Raw genomic sequence first — 26,051 nt, 5'->3', positions numbered from 1 at the left:
ACCAGCGTCTCATCGCTTCGCCGCTTTCTTAGACGTCAAGGATAGAGCCGCGACTTGGCCCAGCCGGCCCCGTCGCGCGAAAATTGCACGCGCTCATGCAGGCGGAAAGGCCGATCCGCCCAGAATTCGAGCGCGACCGGAACGATCCGATAGCCGCGCCAATGCGGCGGCCGCGGCACCTCGCCGAGCCCGAAACGCGCGGCCTGAAAAGCGACCGCCTTCTCGAGCGCAAAACGGCTCTCCAGCGGCTGCGACTGGCGGCTGGCCCAGGCGCCGATGCGGCTGTCGCGCGGGCGGCTGGCGAAATAGGCGTCGGCCTCGGCCTCGGACACGAGCTCGACCGGACCGCGCAGCCGCACCTGACGGCGCAGCGATTTCCAGTGGAAAAGCGCCGCCGCCTTCATCGTGGCGGCGAGCTCGCGGCCCTTGGCGCTCTCGGCGTTGGTATAGAAGGTGAAGCCGGATTCGCCCCAATCCTTCATCAGAACCATTCGGGAATCCGGCAGGCCGGTCTCGTCCACAGTGGAGAGCGCCATCGCTTCGGGAACGTCGGGCTCGCTCGCCTTCGCCGCTTCGAACCATTCGCCGAACAATGCGTAGGGCTCGGAGGCCTCGCAGAAGTCACTCTGTGTTAACTCCTTCACGGGAAAATCCTCAGCTGCCGCCCGAGCGAAGGCGGTTGGTCCTGGTGGTAAGGCAGCGCATTGCACGATCTGCGAGACACACATAACGCCGCCGCGGCCGCTTCTCAAATCGGCCTCGCCGAACCGCGCTCGGCCGCTGTTCGCCTGCTCGCGATCGCCCTCGCGGCGGCGACGCTCGGCGGCTGCTCCTTCGCCATCCCCGGCGGCGAGCCGGCCCCGGCCTGGAAGAATGTCGGCGACGATGTGACCGGCTCCATTCCGCACAAGACGACGCCCACGCTCTCCTATGCGCTGGACCAGGAGGACTGGCGGCGCGCCAGCGCGGCGCTCGGCGTCGCGCTCGATCCTCAAGGCGCCGGCGCGACCGTCAATTGGGACAACCCCCAAAGCCATGCGCGCGGCTCCTTCACTCCGGTCGGCCAGCCCTATCCGTCCGACGGCAAGGTCTGCCGCGCCTTTCTGGCGGAAGTCGGGACCAAGGACAAAAACGAGCAGCTCCAGGGCACCGCCTGCCGTGACAAATCGGTCGATTGGGCGCTGATCGACGTGAGGCCCTGGCGCAAGGCCTAGAGCGCATTCCGATCGAACGGAATCGTTCGGTCGATCAGAATTCGCTCAGCTGGAGCGTATTTGATTCAATCGGATCGGATAGCGCTCCAGACATCCGACCTGCGGCGCATCCTTGCGCGCGGCGGCCTCTTCTCCCAAATAGACATGTCGGACATGAGCGTCCGCGCCGCACGAGGCGGACGCCACGATGGGCTTTTGAAGAAAATGCGCGATCCATATGACGTCCTGGGCGTCGCCAAGACGGCGAGCGCCCCCGAGATCAAAAAGGCGTTTCGCAGTCTCGCGAAAAAATATCACCCGGACCAGAACAAGAACGACCCCAAGGCGAAGGAGAAATTCGCCGAGGCCAATTCCGCCTATGAGATTCTCGGCGACGAGAAGAAAAAGGCGCAATTCGACCGCGGCGAGATCGACGCCGAAGGCAAGCCGCGCTTCACCGGCTTCGAGGGTTTCGGCGCGGGACCGGGCGGCGGCTATCGCGGACAGCGCGGCCCCGGCGGCCCTGGCGGGGCCGAGCATTTCGAATTTCATTTCGGCGGCGACGCTCCGGGCGGCGGCCGCGCCGGCTTCGACCCCTCGGATATCTTCGCCGATCTCTTCGGCGCCGGAGGCGGCGCCCGCCGCGGAGCCCGCGCGCCGCGCCGCGGCGAGGATGTCGCGCTGCAAGTGACGATCTCGCTGGCCGAGGCGGTGAAGGGCGGCAGCACGCGCGTCTTTCTGCCCACCGGCCGCACGCTCGACGTGAATATTCCGGTCGGCATAGAGGACGGCAAGCAGATCCGCCTACGCGGCCAGGGCCACGCCGCCCCGCCCGGCGGCGAGCCCGGCGACGCCATCGTCACCGTGAAGGTCGCGCCGGACCCACTGTTCACGATTGCCGGCCGCGATCTGAAGCTCGACCTGCCGATCGCCTTCTACGAGGCGGTTCTCGGCGCCAAAGTCGCGGCGCCGACTCTCTCCGGCCAGGTGGAGCTCACCGTTCCGGCGGGCTCCAATGGCGGCCGCGTGCTGCGCCTGCGCGGCAAGGGCCTGCCCGCCGCAGATGGCAAGCCGGCCGGCGACCTCTATGTGACGCTGCGGGTCGTGCTGCCCGAAGCCGCGGATGCGGAGCTCGAAGCCTTCGCGCAGAAATGGCGCACGGCCAAGCCCTATGATCCGCGCAAGGGCATGTGAGAGAGGGAAAACCGGGGGCCGCTACGCCCCAGCCTTCCCCGCGCAGGCGAGCGCGAAGGCCCATTCCAGCGCCACTTCCTCCAGCCGCTCGAAACGGCCCGAGGCGCCGGCGTGGCCGGCTTCCATATTGGTGCGCAGCAGAACGGGACCGCCGCCGGCCATGCGCTCACGCAGGCGCGCCACCCATTTCAGCGGCTCCCAATAGGTCACGCGCGGATCGGTGAGGCCGGCGAGAGCGAGAATCGCCGGATAGGTCTTCGCGCCCACATTGTCATAGGGCGAGTAGGAGGCGAGCCGATCATAGGCCGTGACGTCGGCGATCGGATTGCCCCATTCCTCCCATTCTGGCGGCGTCAGCGGCAGGTCGTCGCGCAGCATGGTGCTCAGCACGTCGACGAAAGGAACGCCGGCGATGATTCCCGAAAACAGCTCCGGCGCCTGATTGGCGATGGCGCCCATCAGCATGCCGCCGGCGCTGGCGCCTTGCGCGACGATTCCGCCTTCGCTCGCATAGCCCGTCGCGACGAGATGGCGCGCCGCGGTGATGAAGTCGGAGAATGTGTTGGGCTTGTGCTCGAGCTTACCGTTCTCGTACCAGCTCCAGCCCTTGTCCGTGCCGCCGCGCGTATGGGCGAGCGCATAGACGAAGCCGCGATCGACCAGCGACAGCGCATGAGGATCGAAGCTCGCCGACAGCGGATGCCCATAGGCGCCGTAGCCGTAGAGCAGAGTCGACGCGCCGGCGCCGGGCGTGAAATCGGCGCGATGCAGCAGAGTGACCGGAACCTCCGCGCCATCGGCGGCGCGCGCGAAGAAGCGGCGCGTCACATAATTTTTCGGATCATGACCGGACGGAATTTCCTCGCGCTTCAGCAGAGCGCGGGCGCGCGTGCGCATGTCGTAATCATAGGTCTCCTCCGGCGTCGTCATGGAGGAATAGGTGAAGCGCAGCGTGTCCGTGTCGAATTCGAGGCCGGGCAGAAGATAGAGCGCGTAAGCTTCCTCATCGAAGGCGATGGCGTGCTCCTCGCCGCCCTCCAGCGCGCGAATGAGAATGCGCGGCAGGCCATTGGCGCGCTCCACCCAGACGAGATGACGCGCATAGACAGTGCCGACGACGATGAGCCGTCCCGCCACATGTGGCACGACGGGCCGCCAATCGGCGCGCGTCATGGTGGTCAGAGGCGCGCGAAAAATCGCGAAATCCTCGGCGCCGTCGGCGTTGGAACGGATGTAGAGATCATCGCCATGCGGCTCGACGTCATAGCGCAATTTGGGCTCGCGCTTCGCGACGAGACGCGGCTTTATGTCTTTGTCGCGCAGATCGACGAGATGGCATTCGCTGGCGTCATGGCCGCAAATGGAGACGATGGCGAAGCGCCCGCAGCGGCTGCGATCGAGCGAGACGAACCAGGCGGGATCGAGCTCCTCGACGATCAGCGCATCCGCGCTCGGATCGGCGTTGATATCATGGCGGAAGACTTGCGCCGTGCGGTGATTGTCGTCGACGCGCACATAATAGAAGCTCTTGGAATCGGCGCTCCAGACGAGCGAGCCGTCCGTATGCGGGACGACGTCCTCGCGGTCCTTTCCGTCGGAGAGCGCTCGCGTGCGGATCGAATAATATTCCGAGCCCTTGTCGTCGACGCTCCAGGCGAGCTGCGCATGGTCGGGCGAATGATCGATCTCGCCTATGTCGAAGAAATGCGCCTCGCCGGCTTCCTCATCGCCGTCGAAGAGGATCGTCTCCGCGCCGCCGTCGCGCTTCGTGCGGCAATAGAGCGCATGCTCGCCGCCCTCGCGATAGCGCTCGAAATAGGCGAAGGCGCCGTCCGGCCAGGGCGGCTCGCTGTCGTCTTCCTTGATGCGGCCGCGCAGCTCCGCCTGCAGCGTCTCGCGGAGCTTGCCCAGCGGGGCGAGGACTTGCCCGCAATAGGCGTTCTCGGCCCGCACCAGCGCCGCTATGTCCTCCGGCAGCGTCGCCGGGTCGCTCAGCACGTCGCGCCAATTCTCGGCCGCGAGCCAGGCGTAAGGGTCGTCGAGGACCCGGCCATGGGTCACGCGCCGGCTCTCCCGCTTCTCGGCGGTCGGCGGAGTCGCGCCGGAAAGGGCGAAGGCGGTGGGCCGGTCGACGGATGCCGCCATTTTGTGTCTCCTCGCTGGTGGCGCGCCCCGAAGGCTCGCAAAGCCTCGGAAGCCCGTGAATAGAATTGGGGCGCTTCGATGTCTCGACTTCCTGCGCCGTGGCTGATAGGCATAGCGCGCGACGCAGGCTCCGGCGAGGGGCCGCGCCGCTCTTGCCTTCGCTTTCGGCCGTCGCGCCGGGAGCGGACAAAAAATGCCTGGGCGCAAACCCGGGCGTGGTGGAAACATCGGTTGGGGCAATGAGCAACGCGACGCTCGACGGCAAATCCATTTCTTCCGAAGACGCCTACGAAAAAGCGGCCGAAATCCTGCAAGCCGCGAATTTCCCCCTCGTCGCCGGTCTCGGCGCCGATGTGGCGGGAGCCCAGGCCGCGATCCTGCTGGCCGAGCGGCTGAGAGGCGCTTTCGATCATCTCGCCTCGCGCGATTCGCTGGCCGACCTCGAGGTCGTCCGCTCGGCGGGGATTTTCGTGACGACGCCAAACGAGGCGCGCGTGCGCGCCGACCTCGTGCTGCTGGTCGGCCCCGGACTGACGGGCTATTGGCCGGCGATCTTCGATCGCCTGGCGCTCGACAAGGACACCGTCCACGGCGGCAAGACCGCGCGCCGCGTGATCTGGGTCGGCCCCAAGCGGGGTGAGGCCAAGATCGAGGGCGTCGAGGTCGAGACCATTCCGGCGACCGAGGCCGAGCTTCCCGGCGTGCTGGCGGCGCTGCGCGCGCGCGTCGGCGGACGGCCCGTGGCGCTTCCGCCGGCCGCGGCCAAGAAGCTCGACGCTGCGGCCGAGGCGCTGAAATCGGCGCGATTCGGCGTCGCCGTCTGGTCGGCGGCCGGGCTCGATTCGCTGATGGTGGAAATGCTGCAGGGCATGATCACCGAGCTCAACGCCACGACGCGCTTCACCGGCGTGCCGATCGGCGGAAGGGGGAACGCCACCGGCGTGCTGCAGACCTCCGCCTGGATGACCGGCTTTCCGCCGCGCACGGGCTTCGGCCGCGGCTATCCCGAGCACGACACTTGGCGCTTCGAGGCCAGCCGGCTCGTCGAGAGCGGCGAGGCCGACGCCGCGCTGTGGATTTCCGCCTATAGCGGCGAGGCGCCGCCGTGGGAGGAGGTCGATATTCCGCTGATAACGCTGGGACCGCCGGGCTCAGCGCCCAAGCATGGGCTGTTCATCGCCGTCGGCGAGCCGGGCGTGAATTACGACGCGGTGGAATTCGCGCAGGAGACCAGCTCCATGGTGCTGCGGCGGGCGAGCGCGCCGGCCGAGCTGCCGACGGTCGCCGAGGCGATCGCCGCCATCAGCGCCAAATTTTCGGAGGATTTGCCGTGCTGATCCGTCTGCGCGGCGGTCATGTCGTCGATCCCGCGACGGGCGTCGACGGCGTCGCCGACGTCTATTTCGAGGATGGGCGGATCGTCGCTCCGCCGCAGGGCCGCGAGCCGGATGAGGATTATGACGTCTCCGGCCATATCGTCATGGCCGGCGCGATCGACATCCACTCCCATATCGCCGGCGGCAATGTGAATTCGGCGCGGCTGCTGCTGCCCGAGATGCATCGCTCGATCCGCGCGCGCCTCGATGGAACGCCGCTCGCGACCGCCAAATGGTCGACCTTCGAGACCGGCCGCCTCTATGCGCAAATGGGCTTCACCACTGTGGTCGAGCCCGCCGTCGCGCCGCACCACGCGCTGCAATCGCATTTGGAGCTCGGCGACGTTCCGATCATCGACAAGGGCGCGCTGACCGTTCTCGGCAATGACGACTTTCTGCTCGCCGCGCTGCGCGAGCGGGAGAGCGAGACCGCCATCGCCGATTATGTCGCGCAGACCGTCGAGGCGACGGGCACGCTCGGCCTCAAATGCATCAATCCGGGCGGGGCGGACGCGTTCAAGCAGAATATGCGCGCCTTCGGCCTCGACGAGATCGTGCCCTTCTATGGCGTGACCTCGCGGCAGATCTTCAAATCGCTGCAAAAGGCGACGCAGACGGTCGGCATTCCGCATCCGCTGCATCTGCACATGAACAATCTCGGCATCGCCGGCAATATCGACACGGCGCTCGCGACGATCGACGCCGCCGAGGGCCTGCCGATGCATCTCGCCCATGTGCAATTCTACGCCTATGGCCTCGAGGGCAAGAACGCCTTCTCCTCCGCGGCCCCCGCGCTCGCCGCCAAGATCAACGCCAATAAGAACATCACCGTCGACGTCGGCGCCGTGATGTTCGGCGACACGGTGACCATCTCCTCCGACGTGCTGCGCCAGTTCAACAGCCTGTCGGGCGCGATCCCGAAGAAGGGCGTCATCTTCGACGGCGACGCCAATGGCGGCGGCGTCGTGCCCTACGCCTATCGTATCTCCAATTATTACAATGCCATACAATGGGCGGCGGGCCTCGAGCTGTTCCTGCTGATCGAGGATCCGCTGCAGGTCTTCTTCACCACCGACCATCCCAATGGCGGGCCGTTCACAACCTATCCCGAGCTGTTCGCGCTGCTGATGAGCGCGGAGCTGCGCGCGCAATGGATGGAGCGCCTGCCGGCCGATGTGCTGGAGATGACGTCGCTCCCGTCGATCAAGCGCGAATATACGCTCCATGAGATCGCGCTCATGAGCCGGGCCGGACCGGCGCGCCTCTATGGCTTTGCCGATCGCGGCCGTCTCGGCGAAGGTGCCGTCGCCGATATCGCCGTCTATAAGCCGCAGAAAGACAAGGCGGGCATGTTCCGCAACGCCGCCTATGTGTTCAAGGACGGCGAGAATGTCGTGCGCGACGGCGTCGTGACGCGCTACAGCAAGGGCAAGACGCTGCGCGTGCGCCCCGGCTACGACCGCGCGATCGAGAAGCGTCTCGACGCCTATTACGACGAGCTCTATGGCCTCTCGCGCTCGATCTTCGACGTGCCCGAGGCGGCGCTCGCCGGCCGAAGCGTCTATGCGGAGGTCGCATGCCGCAATTGATTCGCCATTGGGAGCACGCGTCATGCTGACCCGTCTCTACGGCGGCCATGTCGTCGACCCGGTCAATAATGTCGATGGCGTCGGCGACCTCTATTTCGAGGACGGCCGCATCGTCGCGCCGCCCGCAGGCCGCACGCCGGACGTCGAGCATGACGTCTCCGGCCATATCGTCATGGCCGGCGCCATAGACATCCACTCGCATATCGCCGGCGGCGGCGTGAACACCGCGCGCCTGCTGCTGCCGGAGGCGCATCGCGCGCATCGGCCGCGGCCCGCCAACACGCCGCTGTCGACGGCCGGCTGGTCCACCTTCGAGACCGGCCGCCTCTATGCGCAAATGGGCTACACGACGGTCATCGAGCCGGCAGTCTCGCCCCATCACGCGCTGCACGCCCATCTCGAGCTCGCCGATATTCCGATCATCGACAAGGGCTTCCTGACGGTGCTCGGCAATGAGGATTTCCTCCTCTCCGCCTTCCGCGACGGCGCGACTCAGGATTCGGTGGTCGATTATATCGGCGCCACGCTCGAGGCGACGCGCGCGATCGGCGTCAAATGCGTGAACGCCGGCGGCGTCGACGCCTTCAAGCAGAATATCCGCCATTTCTCGCTCGACGATGTGGTGCCGGAATATGGCCTCTCCTCGCGCGAGATTTTCCAGACCTTGCAGCGGGCGGTGAACGCCACCAAGATCCGCCATCCGCTGCATCTGCACATGAATAATCTCGGGCTGCCCGGCAATGTCGAGACGGCGCTGGCGACGATCGACTCCTCGCAGGGCCTGCCGCTGCATCTCGCCCATGTGCAATTCTACGCCTATGGCACAGAGGGCAAGAACGGCTTCTCCTCGGCGGCGGCGCGATTCGCCGAGAAGATCAACGCCAATAAGAATGTCACCGTCGACGTCGGTCAGGTGATGTTCGCCGACATCGTCACGATCTCTTCCGATGTGATGAAGCAGTTCAACAGCCTGCCCGGCGGGCGGCCGAAGAAGGGCGTCATCTTCGACGGCGACTCCAACGGTCTCGGCGTGGTGCCCTATTCCTACCGCGTGTCGGACTTCTTCAATGCGGTGCAATGGGCGGCGGGCCTCGAGCTGTTCCTGCTGGTCGATGATCCGATGCAGGTGTTCTTCACCACCGATCATCCCAATGGCGCGCCCTTCACCACCTATCCAGAAGTCTTCGCTCTGCTGATGAGCGCCGACAAGCGCGCGCAATATTGCTCGCGCCTGCCGGCCGATGTGCTGGAGCTGACCAATCTTCCGGCGCTGAAGCGCGAATATTCCTTCTATGAGATCGCGACCATGACCCGCGCGGCGCCGCGCAAGCTCTATGGCTTCGAGGATCGCGGCCAATTGGGCGCGGGCTCGGTCGCCGATATTGCGGTCTACAAGCCGCAGAAGGACAAAGCGGCGATGTTCCGCAGCGCCGCCTATGTCTTCAAGGATGGCAATCTCGTCGTGCGCGACGGCAAAGTCTCGCATTACACCAAGGGAAGGACGCTGCGCGTGCGGCCCGAATACGATCGCAAGATCAACAGTCGCCTCGACAAATATTACGACGGCCTCTATGGCCTGCCGCGCTCGCTGTTCGAGGTGCAGGATGCGGCGCTCCCCAATGCGGACGCCTTCGCGGAGGTCCCATGCCGCAGCTGATCCGCAAGGGAATTCGCATCGACGAGAGCTTCGCCGAGGCCTTTCCGATGACCGGCTCCGGCGTGGTCGTCACCGCGCCGACCCGCAAATGGGCCATGCAGGCCGCCACCACAATGACCGGCTACGCGACTTCGGTCATCGGCTGCGACTGCGAGGCCGGCATTGACCGCGAGCTTTCGCCGCGCGAGACGCCGGACGGACGTCCCGGCGTGCGCGTGCTGCTCTTCGGCTTCTCGCCCAAGAGCGTCGAGAAGGCGCTGGTCAATCGCATCGGCCAATGCGTGCTGACCTGTCCCGGCTCGGCCGTCTTCTCCGCCTTCGATGGCGAGGCGAAGATCAAGGTCGGCGACTCCATGCGCCAATTCGGCGACAAATGGCAGATTTCCAAGGCGATCGACGGCCGCCGCTATTGGCGCGTGCCGGTGATGGACGGCGAGTTCCTGGTGGAATCGGCCGTCGGCCTCACCAAGAAATCGGTCGGCGGCGGCAATCTGCTCATCATGGGCGAGGATTGGGCCAAGACGATGCGCGCCACGGAGGCCGCCGTGGAGGCCGTCCACAATACGCCCGACGCCATCGCGCCTTTCCCCGGCGGCGTGGTGCGCTCCGGCTCCAAGGTCGGCTCGAAATATAAGGGCATGGGCGCCTCGACCAATGACGCCTATTGTCCGACGCTGCGCGGCGCGACCAATAGCGCGCTCGACGCCGACATCGGCTGCGTGCTGGAGATCGTCATCGACGGATTGACCAGCGAGGCGGTCGCGGCGGGGATGCGCGCCGGCTTGAAGGCGATCATCGCGCTCGGCCCCAAGAATGGCGCCAAGCGCGTCGGCGCCGGCAATTACGGCGGGAAACTCGGCCCCTTCCACTATCATTTGAAGGATCTCGTGTAAGTGAAGCCGCTTCTCTTCACGCTGAAAGCCGAGCCCGACCAGCGGCTCGACCTCTCGCCCCTGACGCCCGATCGGCTCGTCGGCCGCTCGGCGAAGGAAATCGAGTCCCTCTCCATCGGCACGACGCGCGAGAGCGTGACGGTCGGCGACATCTTCAAGGTCAAGCTCGGCGACGCGACCTCGGTGCGCTTCGACGGCGGCTCCGATCGCTTCGATCTTCTCGGCGCCAAGCTGCTGCCGGGCTTCGAGATTCATGTCGAGGGCGATGTCGGCGCGCAGCTCGGCCGCGCGGCCAAGGGCGGGACCATCACGGTCGCCGGCGACGCCGGCCCCTATGTCGCCTCGCAATCCGCGGGCGCGAATATCGATATTTACGGCGACGCTGGGGATTTCCTGGGCGCGCCGCTGGCGGGCGAGATTCCCGGCATGTCGGGCGGGCGCGTCATCGTGCGCGGCAGCGTCGGCGCGCGTTGCGGAGATCGGCTGCGCCGCGGCATCATCATCGTCGAGGGCGATGCGGGCGAGGATTTGGGCGCTAGAGCCATCGCCGGCACCATCATCGTGCTGGGGACGGCGGAGGGCGAGCGCATCGGCTATCTCAACAAGCGCGCATCCATCGTGCTCTCCGAGCAGCGCGAGCTCGGACCGACTTACGTGGATTGCGGCGCGCATAATCTCGGCTTCGCCAAGCTCTTCGCCAAATCGCTGGCGGCAGAGAGCCGCGGCGCCTCGCGCCTGCTCTCCGGCCGACTGCAGCGCTTCGCCGGCGACACGGCGGTGTTCGGCAAGGGCGAGGTGCTGCTGCCGGCGTGAGCCATGCGTAGCAGCATCCAAAGCGCCGACATCGAACCATCAGCCGCCCGACGCGCGCTCGCGCCCTTGCGCTGCGTGTTGCGTTCGGCCTTCTTCCAGCCCGGACGCGAGCGTCGCGAGCAGCGCCCGCGCCGCGGCAATGTTCTCGACCTGCATTTTCGCCGATAGAGCGTCCATCCACTCGGCTTGCAGCTTCATCACCTCTCGATACGCCGCCGCGCCCTGCGGCGTAGGGCCGAGCAGCTTGGCGCGCGCGTGCTTCGGATTGGGGCTGTAGAGCGCAAAACCCTCCCGCGCCAGCTCATCGCCCAAGCGCTGGACGCCCTGTCGGCTCTGCGACAGGCGGCGGCCGATTTCCGCTATGGTCGTCGCTCGGTGGACGATGACGCCCATGACCTGCCAACGGGCGGCGGTCATGCCAAAGGGCGCGGTGAGCCTATTGCCGAACTCCGTCAGGCGGCCCGCGGTCAGCAATATCTCCCATACGAGCCCGCTCAGGGCTTCGCCGCGTGAAGTCGGCATGATCGATCCTCCCTGAACAGCCTGGATATTGACAATATACTGTCAAAATGCAAAAAGACAGTATGTTGTCAATGGAGAGCGCCATGACTCCGGCGGAGCTCGTCGAAGGCCTGTATGAGGATTGTCTGAATAAACGCCAGCTCGACCGGCTTGCCGAATATCTCGCCGCGGAATTCATCGGCGCCAATGGCGAAAGCGGCCCCGAGGGCTTCCGGCGGACGATCGAGCGCATAGTCTCTGCGTTTCCCGACCTCCGATTCGAGATCGAGGATTTGTTCGCGGCCGACGAAAAAGTGTGCTTGCGATGGCGTTTTCAGGCGGCACAGCTCGGGCCGCTGGCCGGCGTCGCTCCTTCCGGCAAAACCGTCGTTCAAGAGGGGATCGCCATCTATCACGCCGCCGGCGGCAAGCTCTCCCGAGCATGGCTGCAGGTCGATCGATTGGGCGTCTTGCAGCAGATCGGAGCGGTGACGCTTTGACCGCGCCCGCCGCCGCCGGCCTCATATGGGAGGATTGCCCGATCGCAGCCCGCGCCGGGCCGCCGCGGCGAACGACCTTCCTCTCGAAACTTCCATAGGTTGCGGCGACGTCGGGAAGATTTGACGACACGCCGTCTCAAATTGCCGAATTGCGTGGGGCAGAGCTTCATGCTAGTCAATCGCCTAGCTCAAACCTGCCGGCTCATGCGGCCAAGCGCAAAGCAGCGAGAAGCGGGATGAGACATTCGCCTCGAAAGGGCGATTTCTTCGAACGGAGGAGATGAACATGGCCTGGACCGCCCCGGTGATCGTCGAAGTCTGCGTCGGCATGGAAATCACCAGCTACGAATCCGCCGAAATCTGAACGGATTTCGTGCTCGCCGCTTCTCTCGTGAAGCGGCCGAATTCAGCGAGCCGGTAGGAAGACCGCTCTCCTAACGGAGGCGACCTTCTTACCGGCTCGTAATTTTTTGGTGCGCCATCGCCTGAGGCGGTCGGGCGCTGCACGCTCCCGCCCTACGCCATAATGCGCGAACGCTCGCGTCGGCGCCTCTCGCGCGACGCATGCGACCTCTTCGCACGCGACCTCTCCTCATGCGCGATCTCGACAATCGCACGCCGCCGGCGTTACGCTCGCAGTGAGACGGCCGAGCTTTTCATCGCGCCATCGCATCGAAGTGAGAAAAGACACGACCGGCCCGCGGCGGGCGCCGGCGTCGTCGAGGAGGCCACATATGAATATGATCGTCCGCAATCTCGTCGGATCGCAGGATGCGTCCGTCCGCTCGGCAGCCTATCGCACCATCTGGCGCTGGCATTTCTATGCGGGACTGTTCTGCCTGCCCTTCGTCGTCGTGCTGTCGCTCAGCGGCGCGGTCTATCTCTTCAAGCCGCAAATCGACGCCTGGCTCGACCGGCCCTACGACCATATGGCGCTGAATGGCGCGCCGCAATCGCTCGACGCGCAAGTGGCGGCGGCGCAGGCCGCTCTGCCCGACGCGCGGCTGACCGCGCTCGAGCTGCGCGCCGATCCGGCCGACGCCGCCCGCGTGACCTTCATGACCGGGCGCCGCGGCTCCGAGGATTTCGCGATCCAGCGCGTGCTGGTGCGTCCCGACACGCTGGAAATTCTCGCGGTTCAGGACGACAAATACCGCCCGTCGCGGCTCGCCGGCGCCATTCATGGCGATCTGCTGCTGGGGACGCCCGGCCATGTGCTGCTGGAGCTCGCCGGCGCCTGGGCCATCATCATGATCGTCAGCGGCCTCTATCTCTGGTGGCCGCGCGACGCGAAAGGTCTGGCCGGCGTCGCCTATCCACGCCTCGCCGAGGGCGGCCGAATTTTCTGGCGCGACCTCCACGCCGTCACCGGCCTGTGGGTGTCGTTTTTCGCTCTGTTCCTGCTCGTCACGGCGCTGCCCTGGACATTGGTCTGGGGCGAGAGCTTCCGCTATGTGCGCAATATCGGCGAGACGATGCTCGTCCATCCCGATTGGACGACGGGGCCCGCAGACGCGCGGGAGCAGCGCAAGGAGCAGTTCCAGCAAGCCGCGCCCGCGCCGAGCGAACATGCGGAGCACCATGCGCATCACGCCGCCGCCGGCGCCGCGGCGACGCGCGTCGGTTTCGATCGAATCGCGCCGATCGCGGCCGGGCTCGGCCTCGCCGAGCCGGTGATGATCTCGCCGCCAGGACCGGAGGGCGCCGCTTGGAAGGTCCAATCGCGAACGCAGAACCGCCCGCTGCGCAGGACGATCGAATTCGACCCGGCGAGCTTCGAGCAATTGCGCGAGACGGGCTTCGCCACGTCTCCGCTCATCGACCGCATCTTCGGAATCGGCGTCGCCGCGCATGAGGGGCAGCTGTTCGGCTGGCTCAATCAGCTGCTCGGCTTGCTGACTGTCGTCGCCTATCTGCTGCTCGTGGTCTCTTCCGTCGTTTTATGGTGGCGGCGGCGCCCGCGCGGCGCCCTGGGCGCGCCGCCGGCCTTCTCGCCCGAGCCGCGCCTCGCACCTTTCATGCTGAGCCTCATCCTCGCCCTCGGCCTCTTCCTGCCGACGCTCGGCCTGTCTCTCCTCGCCGTGCTCGCGGCGGAAACGGTCATCCGCCGCGCTTTTCCGGGCGCGAGCCGCTGGCTCGGATTGCGCCCGATCGGCGCTGCGCGCAACCCTAGCTGCGAGGTATGATTTCATGAGAGCCGGCCTTGCCGGCTCTCATAAATCGATACAGGATGCGCCCGCCGGAGCCCCAGCTCCCACTACGAGAAACGGCGGACCATCATGACTTCCACCATTAAAATTTCCGCGCTGGTCGGATTTGCGGCCGCGGGATTGTGCGTCGCCGCGACCGCTGTCGCGGCCGGCGCCGACGCCGCGCTCCTTTCCGACGCCAAGCGCATTTTCGCGCCTCTGCCGGCCGCGCCGAGCGCCAAAACGGATCAGGCCGAGCTCGGCCGACGGCTGTTCTTCGAGACCAGAGTTTCCGCCGACGGCAATGTGAGCTGCTCGCACTGCCATCTTCCGGACAAGCAGGGCTCGGACGGATTGCCCAAATCCTTCGGCGTGTTCGGCAAGATCAACCCCCGCAATGCGCCGACGATCTTCAACGCCGCACTCCAATTCAAGGCGCATTGGCGCGGCGATCGCGAGACGATCGAGGAGCAGGCCGAAAAATCGCCGACCGGCGCGGTGAGCTTCGGCAATCCCGATTTCGCGACGGTGATCGCCAAGCTGAAATCCATCCCCGGCTATACGGAGGCCTTCGCCAAGGCCTTCCCCGGCGAGGCGGACCCGGTGACGCAGAAAAACTGGGGCAAGGCGCTCGGCGTCTATGAACGCACGCTGCCGCAGCCGACGCGCTTCGACGCCTTTCTGAATGGCGACGCCAAGGCGCTGACCCCGGCCGAGCAGGCGGGATTGCGCAAATTCATCGATATCGGCTGCGTCGGCTGTCACGACGGCGTCGGCATAGGCGGAGACAAATTCGCCAAATTCGGTGTCGTCGAGGATTATTGGAAGGAGACCGGCTCCAAAGACCCGGACAAGGGCCGCGCCGATGTGACCAAGAATGACGCGGACTTCTATGTCTTCAAAGTCCCGAGCCTGCGCAATGTGGCCAAGACCGGCCCCTATTTCCACGACGGCTCGGTGGCCGAGCTGCCGCAGGCCGTGCGCGTGATGGCCAAGGTCCAATTGGGCGCCGATCTCTCCGACAAGGATGTCGCGGCGATCACCGCTTTCCTCGGCGCGCTGACGCAGCCCGTGCCGGCGCATTATTCCGCGCTCACGCCCTTCCCGGACGACGCGGCAAAAAAATAACGATACGAAAGCCCTCGAAAAAAAGCAGCGGCCCCGAATTTCGGGACCGCCTTTTTGGTTCTCAGCCTTCTTCGTCCGTGTCGATGTCGCCGTCGATGAGGCCGGCGACGTCGTCGTCTTCCTCTTCCTCATTCTCGAGGAAGGTGTCGTCCTCCTCGGCCGCATCGTCGATTTCGACATCCTCGTCCACGTCGATCGCCTCGGCCTTGTTCTCGCTGGCCTCGACCTCGTCGAGAGAAACGATCTCGGCGTCCTTCTCGCCCTCGGCCGCCTCATCGGGATCGGCATGGCGCGCGGCGATTCGCGACGTCACGACATGGAAAATCGCTCCGCACTTCGGGCAGACGACGGGGTCCTTGTTCAGATCGAAGAATTTGACGCCACAAGACTGACATTGGCGCTTGGCGCCGAGTTCGGGTTTGGCCACGGTCCTTGCATCCTCGAGATAGAGCGGCGTGGGACCGCCCGTGGGGAACTTTGGTCGGGCGCTCGGTTAGTTTGCCCTTGCCCGGCTGTCAAATGAGAAATGGAACGCGAGCCTGTCAAGCGGCTCGCGCCGAAAAGCCCTGGTTTGCACGGCGAATCGCCGAAAACCATGTATTTTGCGCCGCGCCGGCCGCTCGAGAGCCATTGCCAAGCGCGGCGCGACTTGGCATATCTGCTCCGTCGCGGGTGTAGCTCAATGGTAGAGCAGCAGCCTTCCAAGCTGAATACGAGGGTTCGATTCCCTTCACCCGCTCCAGCTTTTGCTCCGCAGCTCATCGCCCATTCTTCTGCGGCGTGCGCATCGCCGCCAGCAGCGCCTCGCCCAGCGCGCCTGCGCCCTTTTGCGGCTCCGGCTGACGCATCTGGCGCGGGCTCGGGCCGCCGGCCTCGCGGCGCTGACCGCCCGACGGCGCCTGGCGCTGATCGGGCGTGTCGTCGAGCCGCATGGTGAGCGAGATGCGCTTGCGCGGCGCGTCGATCTCCAGCACCTTCACCTTGACGATATCACCGGGCTTGGCCGCCTGCCGTGGGTCCTTGATGAAGGTCTTGGACATTGCGGAGATGTGGACGAGCCCGTCCTGATGCACGCCAATATCCACAAAGGCGCCGAAGGCCGCGACATTGGTGACGACGCCCTCGAGAATCATGCCGGGCTTCAGGTCCGAAATCTTCTCCACGCCCTCCTGGAAGGTCGCGGTCTTGAACGCCGGGCGCGGATCGCGGCCGGGCTTTTCCAGCTCGGCGAAAATGTCGGTGACGGTCGGCAGGCCGAAACTCTCGTCGACGAATTGCTTAGGGCTCAGCTTGCGCAGCTCCGTCGCATTGCCGATGAGCTGCTTTATGTCGGTCTTGGCCGCCGCGATGATGCGCCGCACCACCGGATAGGCCTCCGGATGCACGCCGGAACGATCGAGCGGATCGTCGCCGTCGACGATGCGCAGAAAGCCCGCGCTCTGCTCGAAGGCCTTCGGCCCGAGACGCGGCACTTTCTTCAAGCTTTCGCGCGTGCGGAAAGGACCATTGGCGTCGCGATGCGCGACGATATTGGAGGCCAGCAATTCGCCGACGCCCGACACGCGCGCCAAGAGCGGCGCCGAGGCGGTGTTGACGTCGACGCCGACGGCGTTCACGCAATCCTCGACGACGGCGTCGAGCGAGTGGGAGAGCTTCACCTCGGAAACATCGTGCTGATATTGGCCGACGCCGATCGCTTTCGGCTCGATCTTCACCAGCTCGGCGAGCGGGTCTTGCAGGCGGCGCGCGATGGAGGCGGCGCCGCGCAGCGTCACATCGAGATCGGGCAATTCGCGCGCGGCATATTCCGACGCGGAATAGACGGACGCGCCCGCCTCCGAGACGACGATTTTGGTGAGCTTCAGCTCCGGGAATTTGGAGATCAATTCGCCGGCGAGCTTGTCGGTCTCGCGCGAGGCCGTGCCATTGCCGATGGCGATGAGTTCTATCGCGTGCTCGCGCGCGAGCTTGGCGAGAATGGAGAGGGATTCGTCCCAGCGGCGCTGCGGCTCGTGCGGATAAATGGCCGTCGTCGCGACGATCTTGCCGGTCTTGTCGATGACGGCGACTTTCACGCCGGTGCGAAAGCCCGGATCGAGGCCGAGCGTCGCGCGCGCGCCGGCGGGCGCGGCGAGCAGAAGATCGCGCAAATTGGCGGCGAAGACGCGAATGGCTTCATCTTCCGCGAAGCGCCACAGACGCGTGCGCAGATCGACGGAAAGATGCAATTCGATCTTGGTGCGCCAGGCCCAGCGCACAGTGTCGAGCAGCCAGCGATCGCCCGGACGGCCGCGATCGGCGATGGCGAAACGCTGCGCGATCTGGCCCTCATAGCCGACGGCGCCTTCGCTCGGCTCGGGGAGCATTTCGAGATCGAGCATCTCCTCCTTCTCGCCGCGGAACATCGCCAATATGCGATGCGAGGGAAGCTTTACCAGCGGCTCGGAGAAATCGAAATAATCGGAGAATTTCGCGCCCGCCGTCTCCTTGCCCGCGCGCAGTTTCGATTTCATCAGGCCCTGCGTCCAGAAGGTCTCGCGCAAGCGGCCGATGAGATCGGCGTCTTCGGCGAAACGCTCGACGAGAATGGCGCGCGCGCCCTCGAGCGCGGCGGTCGCATCGGCGACATTCTTCTCGGCGTTCACGAAAGGCTCGGCCTGCGTCTTCGGCTCGCGCTCGGGATGGCCGAGCAGAGCTTCGGCGAGCGGCGCCAGGCCGGCCTCGATCGCGATCTGCGCCTTGGTGCGACGCTTGGGCTTATAGGGAAGATAAATATCCTCGAGCCGCGCTTTATTATCGGCGTCCATGATCGTGGCGCGCAGCGCGTCGTCGAGCTTTCCCTGCGCTTCGATCGAATCGAGAATGGCTTTGCGGCGATCCTCGAGCTCGCGCAAATAGCGCAGGCGCTCATCGAGATGGCGCAATTGCGTGTCGTCGAGCTGGCCGGTCGCCTCTTTACGATAGCGCGCGATAAAGGGCACTGTCGAACCTTGATCGAGCAGAGCGACGGCCGCCTCCACCTGCCAGGGTTTCGCGGAGAGCTCCGTGCTGATTCGTTCGACGATCGACGCCATGCGCAATCCTTGCCGTCGGTTGATGGGACCGCGTTTCTAGCGTTCGGCGGCGCGCCAAGTCAAAAGCGAAATATCGACGGCGAAATTCTGTGGACATCCCCTTCGATTCATTTGCGCGAATCGGGGAGATGCGGATGGTCCGGCCAGCAGCTTCGCTGTTCGATCTCGAGCCGCGCGTTCGTCGCCGCGCCGAGCCAGGCCGGAACCTTTTCGAGGCGCGCGAGATAATTGGTCGGAAAATTTTGCGGATCGGTCTTGCGCCAGCCGGTGAGCAGGTCGCAATCCGATATTGCGAAGGCCGGCGCGACCAGCGCGCGTTTGATCTCCATCCCAGGCGTGGTCGCGGAGACGATCACGATGATCGATATTGCGCTGGCGAGAATTCCGCCGTCGCGCGGCGTCGCTACGGCGATGCGGACGAAAGCGAAGGCCAGCACGAAGAGCGCCGGCATGGAGGCGCGCATCGCGAGATCATTGTTGGGGCCGAAATAATAGAAGGGCAGCGCCAGCAGAACGACGACCGCCGCGCCGATCAATGCGCGATCGCTTTTCGCGATTGCGTCGCGCGCGGCGACGAGGATCGCCACATGCGGAATCTCGACGAGAATGAAGGCGGGATAGAGCAGCGCGAATCCCGGAAGCGCCACGAGCCAGCCGTGCTTGACCGATTCCGCGTCGATCGTCAGATAGAGCGCGACCGGCAGAAAAGCGAGACCCGCCATGACCGCCGCTATGTTGCGCGACGAGAAGAGCGCAGGTCCGAGACGCAGCGCGCAAAAGCCGATGAGCGGCGCGGCGCCCACGGCGGCGAGCGGCGACCACAGCAGCGACGCTGCGAAGAGAATGGCGACGATGGAAAGATCGATCTCGCCGCGCGCCAGCAGCAGCAGCAGCAGAGCCGCCCACCAGCCCGGCAGCGCATGATTGGGCACCCAGAATAGTTGCGTGACATGCGAGGAATATTGGATCGACGAATTCCACCATTCGAGATGGTCCGACAGATCGAGCCCGTTTCGTAGAAGCTGCGGCGCGATGTCGAGGCCGCTGAACAGGATGAACAGCGCGAGAAAGAGCGCCGCGCGCACGCCGGCGAGCTTCACGACGACATAGAGACAAACGCCGAGCAGCAGCGCATTTTGCGCCAGCATGGCGATATGCGCGCCGACGAGCCCGGCGTAATGTCCGATCATGGCGGGGAGGAGATACATGCCGAGCGGCGCGCGCAGCAGATAGTCCTGCCCCTCATAGCGATAGAAGAGCGGAAAGCCTTCGCGCGTCAGATCGGCGAGAACGGCGTCGCGCACCAGCCAATCGAGATTGGCGTAGAAGAGATGCGTCTCGCCGCCGAGCAGCAGCAGAGCAACGGCGAGCGCGAGACAGGCGGCGAGGGTTTTGGCGTCGATCGGCGCAGCGAGCAGGCTGTTCTGCTTCGGCCGAAAGGAGAAGAGCAGAAAGGCGCCATGCGCGCAGCCGACGAGAATGGACGCGGCGGCGGCGGCGCGAAAGCCGAAGGCGAGCGCGGCGTTAGAGAGGAGGAAGACGAGAACGCCGAGCTGCAAGAGCAGCAGATTGCGCAAAGGCGCGCGCGGCGCCGCTCGCGCGGGGGCTTCGTCTTTCGCTTGCAGAGTCGTCGTGGTCATGTCGGCTCAAAAGTTGAGGCGCTCGCGCTCGAACACGACGGGCTTGCGCCGCACCTGTGAATGAATGGCGAGAATATATTCGGCGAGCACGCCTATGGAAAAAAGCTGCACGCCGCCGAAGAAGAAGACGGCGACGATGATCGTCATCACGCCGGGCGGCGCCAGCTGGCGGAAGAAGATCAACCCCAGCGCGAGGCTGACGAAAGCGTAAGCGAGCGCGAGCGCCGCTATGCCGAAACCGAGAAACAGCAGCAGGCGCAAAGGCGCCGGCGTGAAGGTGACGAGCCCGTTGAGGCCCTGGTCGACGAGGCGCGGCAGATTGTTGGAGGTGACGCCGCGGCGGCGCTCGACCCAGCGATAGGGAACGCCGACGGCGGTGAAGCCGCATTCGAAAGTCATCATGCGCATGAAGGGGTAGGAATCGTCTATGCTACGCATCGCCTCGACGACCTTGCGATCGACGAGCTGAAAATCGCCGACGCCGGGCGGCAGCGTGAATTCGGAGAGGCCGGTGAGCATTCGGTAATAGAGGCCGCGCGCCATGCGCATGACGGCGCCCTCCTCGCGAATTTTTCGAACGCCATAGACGATCTCGTTTCCCGCCTCCCAGAGCTGCACGAATTGCGGCAGCAGCTCGGGCGGATCTTGCAGATCGGCGGGCAGGAACAGCAGAACGGCGTCGCCGCCCGCCGCCATCACGCCGTTGAAATTGGAGCGCATCGGCCCGAAATTGCGGGCGTTGAAAATCACCTTCACGCAAGGGTCCGCCGCGGCGATCTCGCGCAGAATTTCGGCGCTGCGATCCTTGGAGGCGTTGTCGCAGAACACATGCTCGCGGCGATACTCCTTCAGCTCGCCGGCGAAGAGCGCCGCGACGCGCGCATGGCATTCGCGAATATTGAGCTCTTCATTATAGCAGGGCGTGACGATGGAGATGGTTTTCATGCGCCGCCGCCTCCGGCGCGGAAGACGAAGTCGCGATTGAGCAGATAGGAGAGCGTCGCGAGCACCGGCGTCAGCGCCGCCTGAGCAAGGGCCGCATCTGCGCCAAAATGCTCGAGCGCGCGCAGGGCGAGCGCGTCGACGATGAAGAGCGCGGCATAGACGGCGATGAAGCGGCCGAGAAAGCGCGAATCGCTGGAGCCGAAGACGAGGCGGCCGATCGAGAGAAAGTTGAACAGCGCGCCGAGCGCGGTGGAGACGCCGGCCGCGACGATCGAGTCGAGCGTGGCGCGCCAGACGAAATAGAAGATCGCATAGCCGAAAGCCGTGTTCAGCAGGCCGACGACGAAGAATCGCAGCGCCCTTGGGCTCGGCGCGAGAGCGAGCGCCGCCGCGCTCAGCCGGAAGTCACGCTTGTTCTCGGTCAATTCGCTGGTCCGTTCGCTCGGCGTCGCTGCCGCGGCGAATCATGGCTTACGAAAGGTTAACGCTCGGCTTACGCCATCTGCGCCGCGATTCGAATATTGACAAGAGCGCGCGCCGGAGTCCGCCTCGCGCCTGCGGCGACCGGCGGGCCGCATATGCTGCAAAAGGCGAGATTTGGCAGCCATAGTGTTTGCGACGCGCGAAAGGGCCCATATCTCGAGAGAACAGAGCGTGATTCGCAGAGAGTCAGCGATTCGGCCGCGATTCGTTCGGCCCCTGTTCGAAACGTAAAATAGCGGCATCTTCGGCGTATCAATTCGGAACGATCGCGGCTATCGATTCGGGGCGCGGACGCGCTCGATGGCTCTTGGCGTCATTCCCGACACTCGGGCGACGCCGAACGATCCGAGACTGCCCGCCGGCCGGCGCTCAGGTGACGCGGGCCGGCAGGTGAAATATAACGCGGAGCCATGAGCCCGATGCTCACCGCCAAGAATCGCAACAAGAAGCCGGGCGTGCGACCGTCGACCGCCGGCGTCTCCGCGGTTCTGGGGCCGACCAACACCGGCAAGACTCACCACGCCATAGAGCGAATGCTCTCCTTTCCGACGGGCATGATCGGCCTGCCGCTGCGTCTCCTGGCGCGAGAGGTCTACACGCGAGTCGCCGAGCGGGTGGGGACGGAGAATGTCGCGCTCGTCACCGGCGAGGAGAAGATCAAGCCGCGCGCGCCCAGCTATTGGATCTCGACCGTCGAGGCCATGCCGCGCGATCTCGACGTGGATTTCGTCGCCGTGGACGAAATTCAGCTCGCCGCCGACCTCGACCGCGGCCATGTCTTCACCGATCGCCTGCTGCATTGGCGCGGCCGTGTGGAGACGCTGCTGATCGGCGCGGAAACCATGCGCTCCTTGATCGAGCGGCTGCTGCCGGGCGTTCCCATCTTCACGCGGCCGCGGCTGTCGCATCTCGCCTTCGCCGGCGAGCGCAAGCTGGCGCGGCTGCCGCCGCGCAGCGCCATCGTCGCCTTCTCGGCCGAGGATGTCTACGCCATCGCCGAATGGATCAAGCGTCAGCGCGGCGGCGCAGCGGTGGTGCTGGGCGCGCTGTCGCCGCGCACGCGCAACGCCCAGGTCGATCTGTTCCAGAATGGCGACGTCGATTACATCATCGCCACCGACGCCATAGGCATGGGCCTCAATCTCGATGTCGACCACATCGCCTTCGCCGCCGACCGCAAGTTCGACGGCTGGCGCCATCGCCGATTGACCGCGGCGGAAATGGGGCAGATCGCCGGCCGCGCCGGCCGCAACATGAATGACGGGACCTTCGGCAGCACCGGCCGCTGCCCGCCCTTCGACGAGCAGACGGTCGAGGCGCTGGAGAATCATTGGTTCGATCCGCTGGTCGCGCTGCAATGGCGCAATGGCGATCTCGATTTCGATTCGATCGAGGCGCTGATCGCCTCGCTGGAGCGCGCCTCCCCCGACGAATGCCTGCTGCGGGCGCGGACCGCCGAGGATCAGATGGTGCTCGAGGTCGCCGCGCGCGACGAGACTGTGCAGCGCAACACGAAAACAATTGCAGATATTATGAGACTCTGGGATGTGTGCCAGATTCCAGATTATCGCAAGACCTCGCCGGCCGCCCATGCGGAGCTGGCGCTCGCCGTCCATGGCTTTGTGGTGCGCCGCGGATTGATCCCAGGCGATTGGTTCGCAAAGCAAATCGCCGCCGTGGACCGCATCGACGGCGACATTCACACACTGTCCGCACGGCTCGCCCAGGTGCGGACCTGGACCTTTATCGCCAATCGTTCCGGCTGGCTCGAGAATCCAGAGCATTGGCAGAGCGTCGCGCGTCAGGTAGAGGACAGTCTGTCCGACGCGCTGCACGAACGCCTCACGCAGCGTTTCGTCGATCGCCGCACCAGCGTGCTGATGCGCCGCCTGAGAGAGAACGCGATGCTCGAAGCCGAAATCACTACTGCCGGCGACGTTATGGTCGAAGGTCAGCATGTCGGACAGTTGCAGGGATTTCGTTTCACGGCCGACCCACAGGCCACGGGCGAAGCGGCGAAGGCGCTGAACGCCGCCGCGCAGCGAGCCCTCGCCGGCGAGATAGAGGCGCGCGCCGCCCGCGTGTTCGACGCGGTGGACGACGCTTTTCTGCTCGGCAATGACGGGACCATTCGCTGGCTCGGCGAGCCTGTCGGCAAGATCGCGCCCGGCGCCGCCGTGCTGACCCCGGTGGTTCGCCTGCTGGCCGACGAGCAATTGACCGGCACGGCGCTGGAGAAAGTGCAGCAGCGCCTCGATCTGTGGCTGGCCCAGCATATAAAGAAGCTGCTCGGCGCGCTGGAGGAGCTGGAAAAGGGCGAGGGGCTCGAGGGCGTTTCCCGCGGCGTCGCCTTTCAGCTCGCCGAGGAGCTCGGTGTATTGGAGCGCAGCCGCGTCGCGCGCGATATCAAGACGCTCTCCCAGGAGGACCGCGCCGCCCTGCGCAAGAAGGGCGTGCGCTTCGGCGCCTATCACCTCTATCTGCCGCAGCTGTTGAAGCCGGCGCCGCGCTCGCTCGCCGCTCTGCTTTGGGGCTTGAAGCATGGCGGGCTCGACAATCTCAAGGGCCTAGAGGAGGTGCCGCATCTCGCCGCCTCCGGCCGCACCTCCTTCGCCGCCGATCCGGCGATCTCCAAGGGCTTCTATCGCGCCGCCGGCTTCCGCGTCTGTGGCGAGCGCGTGGTGCGCGTCGATATATTGGAGCGCCTCGCCGATCTCATCCGCCCGGCGAGCGCCTATCGTCCCGGCGTGACGGCCGGCGATCCGCCGCCCGGCGCCGCCGATGGCGAGGGTTTCGTCGTCACAGTGGCGATGACCTCGCTCACCGGCTGCGCGGGCGAGGCCTTCGCCTCCATTCTGCGCTCGCTCGGCTATCAATCGGCCGAGCGTCAGGGACCGGCGATCACCGTGCCGCTGCTGGCCAAAGCGGCGACCGAGCCGCTCGCGCCGGTTCTGGCCGCCGCCGAGGAGAGCGAATCGGCCGAGGCGGACGCCATCGTCCAGCCGCCGCAGGAGGAGCCCGCGCCCGTCGCCGAAGAGCCGGCCGCGGAAGCCGCCGCGCCGCAAGAGCCGGAGGAGGCCGCGGCGCAAGAGCCAGAGGCCGCGGCGCCCGAGGCGGAGGCCGCGGCCGCGAGCGCCGAGGCGGAAGCCACGGAGTCTGCCGCCGCCGAGCCGGTTTCGACCGAGCCGGCGCCGATCGAGGTTTGGACCTTGCAGCGCCATGTTCCGCAGGCGCCGCGCCGACGTCCCGGCGGCGCCCCGGGGCAGGAAGAGGGCGGCCGCCCGGCGCGACCCGCCGGCGAACGCCCCCGCGGCCCGCGGCCTGCCCAAGCCGGCGGCCGTCGTTCGGAGCCGGGCGAGAGCGCGCAGGCCGAGCACCGGCCCCGCCCGGACGCCCGCAAGGAGAGCGGCTTTCGCTCCAGCGGCAAGCCTCGCGGAGATCATCCGCGCGGCGATAATCCGCGTGGGGACCGGCCGCCGCGAGACGACCGCCGCCGTGGCAATGGCGGCTATTCCGCGCCGGAACGGCGGGAAAAGGAGCGGCTTCCCGACCCCGACTCGCCCTTCGCCAAGCTGTTGGCGCTCAAGGCCGAGCTCGAAAAAAAGGGCAAGAGCTGAAATTTCGCCTCAAATGACTGGTGATGTCGAACCTGCGCCGTAGCAGCCGCGGGATGGCTCGGGGCGTAGCGTCGGCTTGTCAAATCCGGGGCGTTCGGCCTATTGCTGACATCAGCTTTGGAGCGCTGGCGCGAGCCGGCGCTATCGGGCCTCGCCGTCCCCGAACTGCGGGCCGCGGGCGAGATTTTGTCCGCGGCCACCGTCTCGCGAGCTGCACGGCGTTGGACAAAGGCCTTCCACCGAAAGGCGAGACATGACAAAGATACTGCCGGTCATCATGTGCGGCGGGGCGGGCACGCGCGTATGGCCCGAATCGCGGGAAACTCTCCCGAAACAATTCATTCCGCTCGTCGGCGAGCGCTCGACCTTCCAGACGACCATCGCGACGCTGGCGGATGCGGCTTTCGACAGGCCGGTCGTCATTTCCAACGCCGATTATCGCTTTCTCGTCACCGATCAACTCGCGGCCATCGGCGCCGCCGCCGATATCGTGCTCGAGCCCATGCGCCGCGATTCGGCCGCCGCCGTCGCCGTCGCCGCCGGAATCGCCGCGCGCCGCTCGCCGCAACAAATCGTCGTCGTGCTCGCCGCCGATCATGTCGTGCGCGATCCGCAGGGCCTCGTCGCGCTCTGCAAGAAGGCCGCTGCGGCCGCCGCCGACGGCCATATCGTCACGCTCGGCGTCAAGCCCGACAATCCGGCCACCGGCTATGGCTATATTCGCCCCGGCGAGCGCATCGCCGGCGACGTCGCCGAGCTCGAAGCCTTCGTCGAAAAGCCCGATCGCGAGACCGCGCAGCGCTATATCGACGCCGGCTATTTGTGGAACAGCGGCAATTTCATCTTCCGCGCCGATGTGATGCAGGAAGAGATCGCGCATTTCGAGCCGGCGATTTTCGAGGCCGCCGAAAAGGCGATCGACGCCGGCCGCCGCGATCTCGATTTTCTGGTGCTGGACGCCGAAGCTTTCGCGCGCGCGCCGAAGACCTCCATCGATTACGCCGTGATGGAGAAGACGCGCAAGGCCGCGGTGATCGAGGCCGACATCGGCTGGTCGGACGTCGGCAATTGGCGCGCCGTATGGGAGCTGACCGAGCGCGACGCGCAGGGCAAT

The 26,051-nt window shown here is 65.9% G+C and carries 21 protein-coding genes and 1 tRNA gene; 14 read left to right on the top strand and 8 right to left on the bottom strand.

Annotation, left to right across the window (positions count from 1 at the left end; genetic code table 11):
- Positions 1-35: 35 nt before the first annotated feature.
- A complete protein-coding gene (gene pdxH / locus FMZ75_RS00110; protein ID WP_142864655.1) occupies positions 36-644 on the bottom strand; it encodes a pyridoxamine 5'-phosphate oxidase in 609 nt (202 codons plus the stop codon).
- Positions 645-704: 60 nt separating this feature from the next.
- Here pdxH and FMZ75_RS00105 point away from each other — a divergent pair, with 60 nt between their 5' ends.
- Together FMZ75_RS00105 and FMZ75_RS00100 are read left to right on the top strand one after the other, a co-directional pair.
- Positions 705-1,214: an RT0821/Lpp0805 family surface protein gene (locus FMZ75_RS00105; protein ID WP_207783223.1), complete on the top strand. Its 510-nt coding sequence runs from the start codon at positions 705-707 to the stop codon at positions 1,212-1,214.
- Between the two features lie 204 nt (positions 1,215-1,418).
- Positions 1,419-2,387, top strand: a complete 969-nt coding sequence (locus FMZ75_RS00100; protein ID WP_142864672.1) for a DnaJ C-terminal domain-containing protein — start codon at positions 1,419-1,421, stop codon at positions 2,385-2,387.
- Between the two features lie 21 nt (positions 2,388-2,408).
- Here FMZ75_RS00100 and FMZ75_RS00095 read toward each other — a convergent pair whose 3' ends face one another.
- A complete protein-coding gene (locus FMZ75_RS00095) occupies positions 2,409-4,532 on the bottom strand; it encodes a S9 family peptidase (RefSeq protein WP_166140867.1) in 2,124 nt (707 codons plus the stop codon).
- A gap of 239 nt (positions 4,533-4,771) precedes the next feature.
- Here FMZ75_RS00095 and FMZ75_RS00090 point away from each other — a divergent pair, with 239 nt between their 5' ends.
- From FMZ75_RS00090 to FMZ75_RS00070, 5 genes are read left to right on the top strand one after another with little or no spacing between them, the layout of a single operon-like run.
- On the top strand, positions 4,772-5,869 hold the full coding sequence (locus FMZ75_RS00090; protein ID WP_166140866.1) for a formylmethanofuran dehydrogenase: 1,098 nt from the start codon (positions 4,772-4,774) through the stop codon (positions 5,867-5,869).
- The gene (locus tag FMZ75_RS00085) at positions 5,863-7,497 is read left to right on the top strand and encodes a formylmethanofuran dehydrogenase subunit A (RefSeq protein WP_166140865.1); all 1,635 of its coding nucleotides are present in this window, start codon (positions 5,863-5,865) and stop codon (positions 7,495-7,497) included. Before FMZ75_RS00090 ends, FMZ75_RS00085 begins: the two co-directional genes overlap by 7 nt.
- 22 nt (positions 7,498-7,519) lie before the next feature.
- Positions 7,520-9,154, top strand: coding sequence for a formylmethanofuran dehydrogenase subunit A (locus tag FMZ75_RS00080; RefSeq protein WP_166140864.1), 1,635 nt, complete (start codon positions 7,520-7,522; stop codon positions 9,152-9,154).
- Positions 9,142-10,047: a formylmethanofuran--tetrahydromethanopterin N-formyltransferase gene (gene fhcD / locus FMZ75_RS00075; protein ID WP_166140863.1), complete on the top strand. Its 906-nt coding sequence runs from the start codon at positions 9,142-9,144 to the stop codon at positions 10,045-10,047. Before FMZ75_RS00080 ends, fhcD begins: the two co-directional genes overlap by 13 nt.
- The gene (locus FMZ75_RS00070; RefSeq protein WP_142864662.1) at positions 10,048-10,860 is read left to right on the top strand and encodes a formylmethanofuran dehydrogenase subunit C; all 813 of its coding nucleotides are present in this window, start codon (positions 10,048-10,050) and stop codon (positions 10,858-10,860) included.
- Positions 10,861-10,899: 39 nt separating this feature from the next.
- On the opposite strand, the gene FMZ75_RS00065 is transcribed toward FMZ75_RS00070, so the two are convergent.
- Positions 10,900-11,382 (bottom strand): MarR family winged helix-turn-helix transcriptional regulator, encoded by a 483-nt coding sequence (locus FMZ75_RS00065; protein WP_166140862.1) that lies wholly within the window; start codon positions 11,380-11,382, stop codon positions 10,900-10,902.
- A gap of 83 nt (positions 11,383-11,465) precedes the next feature.
- On the opposite strand from FMZ75_RS00065, the gene FMZ75_RS00060 reads away from it, so the two are divergent.
- The 4 genes from FMZ75_RS00060 (at position 11,466) to FMZ75_RS00045 (ending at position 15,178) form a co-directional block, all read left to right on the top strand.
- The gene (locus FMZ75_RS00060; protein ID WP_158271759.1) at positions 11,466-11,861 is read left to right on the top strand and encodes an ester cyclase; all 396 of its coding nucleotides are present in this window, start codon (positions 11,466-11,468) and stop codon (positions 11,859-11,861) included.
- Positions 11,862-12,141: 280 nt separating this feature from the next.
- Positions 12,142-12,225 carry a pyrroloquinoline quinone precursor peptide PqqA gene (pqqA, locus tag FMZ75_RS22075; protein ID WP_036292796.1) on the top strand — a complete coding sequence of 28 codons (84 nt, stop codon included), beginning with the start codon at positions 12,142-12,144 and terminating at the stop codon, positions 12,223-12,225.
- Positions 12,226-12,595: 370 nt separating this feature from the next.
- Positions 12,596-14,047, top strand: a complete 1,452-nt coding sequence (locus FMZ75_RS00050) for a PepSY domain-containing protein (RefSeq protein ID WP_166140861.1) — start codon at positions 12,596-12,598, stop codon at positions 14,045-14,047.
- Between the two features lie 93 nt (positions 14,048-14,140).
- Positions 14,141-15,178, top strand: coding sequence for a cytochrome-c peroxidase (locus FMZ75_RS00045; protein WP_142864664.1), 1,038 nt, complete (start codon positions 14,141-14,143; stop codon positions 15,176-15,178).
- A 61-nt stretch (positions 15,179-15,239) separates the two neighbouring features.
- On the opposite strand, the gene FMZ75_RS00040 is transcribed toward FMZ75_RS00045, so the two are convergent.
- The gene (locus tag FMZ75_RS00040) at positions 15,240-15,605 is read right to left on the bottom strand and encodes a TIGR02300 family protein (protein WP_108916159.1); all 366 of its coding nucleotides are present in this window, start codon (positions 15,603-15,605) and stop codon (positions 15,240-15,242) included.
- 241 nt (positions 15,606-15,846) lie between these two features.
- Between FMZ75_RS00040 and FMZ75_RS00035 the strand changes: the two genes are divergently transcribed.
- Positions 15,847-15,920, top strand: a tRNA-Gly gene (locus tag FMZ75_RS00035).
- Positions 15,921-15,936: 16 nt separating this feature from the next.
- Here the strand turns inward: FMZ75_RS00035 and FMZ75_RS00030 are convergent.
- The 4 genes from FMZ75_RS00030 to FMZ75_RS00015 form a co-directional block, all read right to left on the bottom strand.
- Positions 15,937-18,252 carry a Tex family protein gene (locus FMZ75_RS00030; RefSeq protein WP_166140860.1) on the bottom strand — a complete coding sequence of 772 codons (2,316 nt, stop codon included), beginning with the start codon at positions 18,250-18,252 and terminating at the stop codon, positions 15,937-15,939.
- A gap of 107 nt (positions 18,253-18,359) precedes the next feature.
- A complete protein-coding gene (locus tag FMZ75_RS00025) occupies positions 18,360-19,892 on the bottom strand; it encodes a hypothetical protein (RefSeq protein WP_166140859.1) in 1,533 nt (510 codons plus the stop codon).
- A gap of 6 nt (positions 19,893-19,898) precedes the next feature.
- Positions 19,899-20,837 carry a glycosyltransferase family 2 protein gene (locus FMZ75_RS00020; protein ID WP_166140858.1) on the bottom strand — a complete coding sequence of 313 codons (939 nt, stop codon included), beginning with the start codon at positions 20,835-20,837 and terminating at the stop codon, positions 19,899-19,901.
- Positions 20,834-21,262: a GtrA family protein gene (locus tag FMZ75_RS00015; protein ID WP_108916163.1), complete on the bottom strand. Its 429-nt coding sequence runs from the start codon at positions 21,260-21,262 to the stop codon at positions 20,834-20,836. The genes FMZ75_RS00020 and FMZ75_RS00015 overlap by 4 nt, the downstream gene beginning before the upstream one ends.
- A gap of 477 nt (positions 21,263-21,739) precedes the next feature.
- Here FMZ75_RS00015 and FMZ75_RS00010 point away from each other — a divergent pair, with 477 nt between their 5' ends.
- On the top strand, positions 21,740-24,937 hold the full coding sequence (locus FMZ75_RS00010) for a helicase-related protein (protein ID WP_166141011.1): 3,198 nt from the start codon (positions 21,740-21,742) through the stop codon (positions 24,935-24,937).
- A 253-nt stretch (positions 24,938-25,190) separates the two neighbouring features.
- Positions 25,191-26,051 (top strand): mannose-1-phosphate guanylyltransferase (locus FMZ75_RS00005; protein WP_166140857.1); only part of this gene is annotated, 861 nt, incomplete at its 3' end.

Source organism: Methylosinus sp. RM1 (assembly GCF_011378635.1).
GTDB lineage: Bacteria > Pseudomonadota > Alphaproteobacteria > Rhizobiales > Beijerinckiaceae > Methylosinus > Methylosinus sporium.
The sequence above is the reverse complement of the archived record's forward strand: the minus strand, read 5'-3'. Positions and strand labels throughout refer to the sequence as shown.